The following is a 6148-nucleotide window of genomic DNA, read 5'->3' as shown; positions in this document are numbered from 1 at the left end:
TATTACGGGCGGTCCGCCGCCGTACGGCCAGCCCCGCTATGTGGCTCCCCCGAAACCCGGAATCGTGCCCCTCCGGCCGCTCTTCTTCGGTGAAATCATGGACGGTGCATTCCAGACCGTCCGCCGGAACGCCAAAACCATGTTCGGCTCCGCCCTCATTGTCCAGGCCGTTGCCGGCGCATTGAACGAGGTGGCCGCGCTGGGCATGCTCGGGATGGTCGAACCTCCCGTAGGAGGATTCACGAGCCAGGACGAGGCGATGCGGTATCTTGGCCCGGCCGTTGGCGCCACTGCAGGGATCATGGGAATTTCCTTGCTCACTATGGTGCTCACAGCCGTCCTTCAAGGGGTTATGGCCATTCCCGTCGCCAGATCCGCGTTGAACCGGCCCACGGGGTTCAAGCAAATGTGGTCCTTGGCCCGCTCGCGTATCTGGCCCTTGGTAGGACTTGCCGCCCTCCTCCTTGCTGGATCATTGTTGTTCTTCCTGGTCCTGTTCTTGCTGGCCGTCCTCGTCCTGGCCGGATTGGGTCCGGCCGGGGTGCTCTTGCTTTTCCCGTTGGTATTCGGCGCCGCCGTCGTATTTTTCTGGATCTATACGAAACTGTTGGTGGCCCCGGCCGCCATCACCGTAGAAGAACTCGGCGTCTTCGCCGGTCTTCGGCGCTCGTGGACGCTGACGCGCCGGAATTGGTGGCGGATCTTCGGAATCACGCTGCTGGTGGCCTTCATGGTATTTATCATCGGGTCGGTCATCCAGATTCCCTTGGGCTTGGCTTCCGGTGGAATAAACTCCGTGTTCGCCCCCCATGCCGGCGCCGCACAAGTGACCACGACGGCGATTGTCCTCGCCGTGGCCTCGCTGGTCGTAGGGGTCCTCGTAAGCGCCGTTGGCTTCGCTTTCCAAACCTCCGTAGCAGCCCTGATCTACATGGACCTGAGGATGCGACGCGACGGGCTGGACGTGGAACTCCTGCGGCTTCTGGAGACCGGGGAAGATCCCGACGGCGTTCCCGGCCGGCGCAGGGCACGTCAAGTCGGTGCGCATCCATGGCCGCCGAACACCGCCCAGGGTTCTCCACAAGGATGATCCCGGTCTCCGCGTCCCTTGCTCTTCTTCTCCCTGCCATCGAGCCTCCCGTTGATCCGGACCGCGGCGAGGCCCAGCGGTGGGCGGCCGAAGAACTGTCCAGGCAGCAGTACGCATCGGCCAAGCCAAGTTGGATCGGCGAGGTATGGAATCAGTTCGTCGACTGGCTCCGTTCCTTGAACGGCGATTCCATGGGTGGGGCAAATATCGGCGTGCCGCTGATCGGCGTCCTGGCCGTGGTCCTCATTGTGGTTGCCGTGATGGTCGTCAGGCCGAGGCTCAACGCGCGGAAGAAGCGTCGGCGAAGGTTTTCGACGGCGAGCCGACGGTTGATGCCGATACGTTCCGCGCCCGCGCATCTGCAGCGGCAAGCCGTGAAGACTGGCAAACGGCCGTCGTCGAACAGTTCCGCGCCGTGGTTCGCTCTGCGGAGGACCGGGCAGTCATTGACGTCCAGGCTGGCCGGACCGCGGACGAGGCGGCTGCCCAATTGGGGCGCGCGTTCGGGGATGCCAGTTCGCGGCTTGAGGAAGCCGCCAGGATTTTCGATGGCGTGAAATACGGAAAGGCGACCGCCACCGCTTCCGACCATGCAGCCGTCCTCTCACTGGACACCGGACTATCGGCCATGAAACCTGATTTCGCCGGGCAGTCCGCCAACGGTTTGGCGTGCCGCGATGACATCGGACACTCACGCAGTCCGGTGGTCCGCGCAACTGCGGGGTTGGTTGCGCCGCCATATGGCCTGGATCATCATCGGGGCCATCGTGGCGGTACTCGGATCTGTCACTGTGTTCCAGTCCCCGACGAACACGGACACGGCACCCCTCTCCGCCCGCAATGCCGCTCCTGATGGCGCCATGGCTGCGGCCGAAATCCTCCGGCGGCACGGAGTCACGGTCACGGAATCCGATTCATTCGCGACGACAACCTCGCTGCTGGCCGGGAAACCACGCGCCACCGTCTTGTTGTATGACCGCAACGGCTATCTCGATTCCGCCCAGTTGCACAGCCTGCTGCAATCGGCCGACCGCGTGGTGGTCATCGCTCCCGGCTTCCGAACCCTGACGGGGCTGAGCCGCGAGATCCGTCATGCCGGAGTGGTTCCCAACGGGACGTCAACGTTGGAAGCAGGGTGCGGGCAAAAAGATCCACTTGTTGCGGGGCGTGTCTCCGGCAAGGGCGCGTTCCTTTACACGGGAGCCGATGTGACGTGCTACCGGCCTGGCAGCAACGACGGAGGCATGTACGCGGCCAGTGCGGACGGTCGGCTGGTGGTTCTCGGCAGCACGGCCGTTCTCAGCAACGATCTCCTGCAGGTAGAGGGCAATGCCGCACTGACTCTTCGGACCCTCGGGCCAACGCCGGATCTCGTCTGGTATCTGCCAGGCCTTGGAGACGTACCGAATAATGGCACACCGCCCACGCTGGAGGAATTGGCGCCGCCGTGGGTTGGCTTCCTGGGATTGTGGCTGGCGGTGGTCGCGTTGCTCGCTGTGCTGTGGCGGGGCAGGCGGCTTGGTCCGCTCGTGTTTGAGCCGCTGCCGGTGGTGGTCAAGGCTGTAGAGACCGCCGAAGGCCGTGCCCGTCTCTATCAGGATTCCCGCGCTGTCGGCCAGGCCGCCGACAATCTCCGGGCCGGCACTTTGACCAGGCTTGCCAAGCACTTCCGGCTCGGCCCCGAAGCCCGCGCGGAGGCCGTCCTCGATGCCGTGTCCCGAAAGGTCAACCAGCCTGCACAGGAGTTGCGCATGCTCCTGCTGGACCACCGGCCACGCACCGAATCAGAACTCGTCCACTGGGCACAAAGCATCGAAACACTCGAGCAGGAGGCAACAGCCCCATGAGTAATCACGCAATGAGCAATCAAGCAAACAGCTACACCGACGGCAGCTATGGCTACCCGGGCGGCCCGGCGTCGCAGGGGCAGCCAACGCAGGCGGCTACCCGGTCCGACCCTGCCCGCAAAGCCCTGCTGGACGTCCGTCACGAAGTAGGCAAGGCCGTGGTCGGACAGGATGCAACGGTGTCGGGCATGCTCATCGCGCTGCTGTGCGGTGGCCACGTACTGCTTGAGGGTGTTCCGGGCGTCGCCAAAACCCTCCTGGTACGGGCCTTGTCCGCCGCGTTGAGCCTGGATACGAAGCGCGTCCAGTTCACTCCGGACCTCATGCCGGGCGACGTCACCGGCTCACTCGTCTACGACTCGCACACCTCGGAATTCACCTTCCGCGAAGGACCAGTGTTCACCAACATCATGCTGGCCGACGAAATCAACCGAACGCCGCCCAAGACCCAGGCGTCGCTGCTGGAAGCCATGGAGGAGCGCCAGGTATCCGTGGACGGACTCTCCCGGCCTTTGCCGTCGCCGTTCATTGTTGCCGCCACCCAAAACCCTGTCGAGTACGAGGGCACCTATCCCCTGCCCGAGGCGCAACTGGACCGCTTCCTGCTCAAGCTCTCCATGCCGCTGCCCGGACGTGCCGAAGAGATCGAAGTGGTCCGCAGGCACTCGGAAGGATTTGATCCGCGCAATTTGCTGGCTGCGGGAGTCAGGCCAGTAGCGGGCGTCGCCGAACTCCAGAATGCCCGCGACGCGGTGGCCGAAGTGACCGTGGCCCCCGAGATCCTCGGCTACATCGTGGACGTCGTGCGGGCGACGCGGGCAGCGCCGTCGTTCCAGCTGGGAGTCTCCCCGCGCGGCGCGACGGCGCTTCTGAACACCTCGCGTGCCTGGGCATGGTTGTCCGGGCGCAACTTCGTCACCCCCGACGACGTCAAAGCGCTCTCGTTGCCGTGTTTGAGGCACCGTGTCGGACTGCGACCCGAAGCCCAAATGGACGGTGTGCATGTAGATGATGTCCTTGGCAGCATCCTGGCGTCCGTCCCCGTGCCGCGCTGATTGGCCTCGCCTCATGACTCTCTACTTCGGGCAGTACTGAATGGCGATCACAGGCCGCTTTGTGCTGCTCGTTTTCGCCGCGTTGGCCCCCTTGCTGCTGTTTCCCGCGTGGAGTACGGTCCTTCTCGCCACCGCCTTGCTGCTGGCGTTGGTGTTGTCCGACCTCCTGCTGGCCGCGTCCCCGGCCAAAATCGCCCTTCAACGCAAGGATCCCGGGAATGTCACCCTGCACGCGGACACGGAGTCCGTTCTGACGCTGGAAAACGGCAATCGGCGTAGATTCCGCGGAGTGGTGCGTGACGCGTGGCAACCCTCCGCGGGGACGGTCGCCCCGGTCCAGCGTGTTGAAATCCCTGCTGGTGAGCGGCGTCGGATGTCGGTGGCTCTGAAGCCAACACGGCGCGGGGACCTGTCGGCACCGCACGTAACGCTCCGTTCCTTCGGCCCGCTCGGCCTGGCTGCCAGGCAACGCACCGTGACCCTTCCCGGCCGTCTTCGCGTTCTGCCGCCGTTCCATTCCAAGCGGCATTTGCCGTCCAAGCTGCGAAAACTCCGGGAGCTCGACGGCAAAGCGGCCGTGCAGATCCGCGGGGCCGGCACGGAATTCGATTCCCTCCGCGATTACGTCCGGGGCGACGACGTGCGCTCCATCGACTGGCGGGCAACCGCCCGGCGCACCGCCGTCGTCGTCCGGACCTGGCGACCCGAACGGGACCGCCGCGTCGTCATCATGCTCGATACCTCGCGCACGGCAGCAGCCCGAATCGACGACGAGCCCCGCCTGGACACCGGGATGGAAGCGGCTCTCCTGCTTGCGGTGCTGGCAGAGCGGGGCGGAGACCGCGTGGACTTCTTCGCTTTCGACAGGCGCGTCCGCGGGCGCGTCGATTCAGCGGCCAAAGGCAATCTGCTCGGCTCCTTGGTCCAGGCCATGGCTCCGCTGGAGGCGGAACTGATCGAGATGGACTGGGCCCAGATCCCGGCGCAAGTACGGGCCATTTCGGCGCACCGTTCCCTTGTGGTCCTGTTGACCTCGCTCGACAGCGGCGCACCCGAAGAAGGACTCATTCCTTTGGTGGCGCAACTCGTACGGCAGCACGTCGTGCTGCTTGGATCGGTGCGGGACCCTTGCTGGGCCGAATGAAGGAAGAACGCACGACGGCGAGCCAGGTCTTCCGAGCCTCCGCCGCCGAACGTGCCCTGCTGGACCGTGAGGCCGTCAGCGCCCAATTGCGCCAGCTTGGGGCGGAGGTAGTCGACGCCGAGCCGTTGGAACTGCCGCCGCTCCTGGCGGATGCCTACATTCGGCTGAAGGCCGCGGGACGCTTATAGCCTTGCCAGGCGCCCAGTCCAGATATCAACAACCCGGAATCCGAGGAAAGCACATGAGCACACCCATCTACGAGTTGGCGCTGGGCGCTAAGTTCCGGCAATTGCAGCCCGAACTCCAGGACTATTTCTCCCTGGCCCCGGGCTCCGGATCTTACGGAATCGGCGAGGGCGTGTTCGACGTGGTCGGTTGCAGGCAGAAGTGGCTCCGCCCACTCCTTGCCACGGTTGCCGGCGAAGAGGCCTTCTTCCCCGAGTACGGCGAGCGCATCCCGTTCCGCATCGAAAATCATGCGCACCTTGATCCCTTCGGACGGTCCAGCCTCACGGCCCGGCGTGAAATATTCTTTCCCGGGCACACCCGCTTGTTCCATGACACCACTGTCGCGGAGGCCGCCCACGACGGTGGCACCCGCTTGGTCGACTATTTGGGCCGATACCGCAGGCTGGCCACGGCGTTGGACCTGGATGTCACCGCGGAAGGGCGTCTTCGCGGTGTCTCGGGTGCATCACGCCTGTTCCTGGGTCCGCTGAGGCTCAGCTTGCCGGCTTCCCTCGACGCAAAAGCCTACGCAGAGCAGTGGTGGGATGCGGCAGAAGGAAAGCATCAAATCCAGGTGAAGGTGCTGCAGCCGCAGGTCGGACTGGTGCTGGTCTATGCCGGCTCCTTCGACTACCGTTTGGCGCCCTCGCTGCCCGCGAACGATGGTGCAGTTGCCAAGCGTTCCGCCACTGCCGCCGTCGGGCTCCCCCGTTACGCCGAGCCGGACCGTTGGGAACGGCGCGTCTAGAAGGGCCCGGACGGCAGGCTAACCGAGCGCGATCTG

5 protein-coding genes and 1 pseudogene are annotated in these 6148 nt (G+C 64.9%); all 6 read left to right on the top strand.

Going from position 1 to position 6148, the window contains the following annotated elements; all coding sequences use genetic code 11:
- The coding region (locus AHiyo1_RS02780; protein ID WP_216363121.1) for a hypothetical protein at positions 1 to 1090 on the top strand (1090 nt) is incomplete at its 5' end.
- Positions 1091 to 1235: 145 nt separating this feature from the next.
- The gene (locus AHiyo1_RS02775; RefSeq protein WP_253257127.1) at positions 1236 to 1943 is read left to right on the top strand and encodes a DUF4129 domain-containing protein; all 708 of its coding nucleotides are present in this window, start codon (positions 1236 to 1238) and stop codon (positions 1941 to 1943) included.
- Entirely contained in the window at positions 1831 to 2937 is a 1107-nt protein-coding gene (locus AHiyo1_RS02770; protein ID WP_084784321.1) for a DUF4350 domain-containing protein, read from the top strand. Before AHiyo1_RS02775 ends, AHiyo1_RS02770 begins: the two co-directional genes overlap by 113 nt.
- 11 nt (positions 2938 to 2948) lie before the next feature.
- Positions 2949 to 3992, top strand: coding sequence for an AAA family ATPase (locus AHiyo1_RS02765; protein WP_059387538.1), 1044 nt, complete (start codon positions 2949 to 2951; stop codon positions 3990 to 3992).
- A gap of 40 nt (positions 3993 to 4032) precedes the next feature.
- A pseudogene (locus AHiyo1_RS02760) lies at positions 4033 to 5324 on the top strand (DUF58 domain-containing protein).
- Positions 5325 to 5377: 53 nt separating this feature from the next.
- Entirely contained in the window at positions 5378 to 6112 is a 735-nt protein-coding gene (locus tag AHiyo1_RS02755) for a DUF4166 domain-containing protein (RefSeq protein WP_059387537.1), read from the top strand.
- The last annotated feature ends 36 nt before the right edge of the window (positions 6113 to 6148 follow it).

The sequence above is a fragment of the Arthrobacter sp. Hiyo1 genome, from assembly GCF_001263615.2.
Lineage (GTDB): Bacteria > Actinomycetota > Actinomycetes > Actinomycetales > Micrococcaceae > Arthrobacter.
The sequence above is the reverse complement of the archived record's forward strand: the minus strand, read 5'-3'. Positions and strand labels throughout refer to the sequence as shown.

What these genes read in the sequence shown, in the direction of transcription:
- AHiyo1_RS02775 (WP_253257127.1), top strand. Translation starts at nt 1,236, where the DNA reads ATGGAATCAGTTCGTCGACTGGCTCCGTTCCTTGAACGGCGATTCCAT.
- AHiyo1_RS02770 (WP_084784321.1), top strand. Translation starts at nt 1,831, where the DNA reads ATGGCCTGGATCATCATCGGGGCCATCGTGGCGGTACTCGGATCTGTC.
- AHiyo1_RS02765 (WP_059387538.1), top strand. Translation starts at nt 2,949, where the DNA reads ATGAGCAATCAAGCAAACAGCTACACCGACGGCAGCTATGGCTACCCG.
- AHiyo1_RS02755 (WP_059387537.1), top strand. Translation starts at nt 5,378, where the DNA reads ATGAGCACACCCATCTACGAGTTGGCGCTGGGCGCTAAGTTCCGGCAA.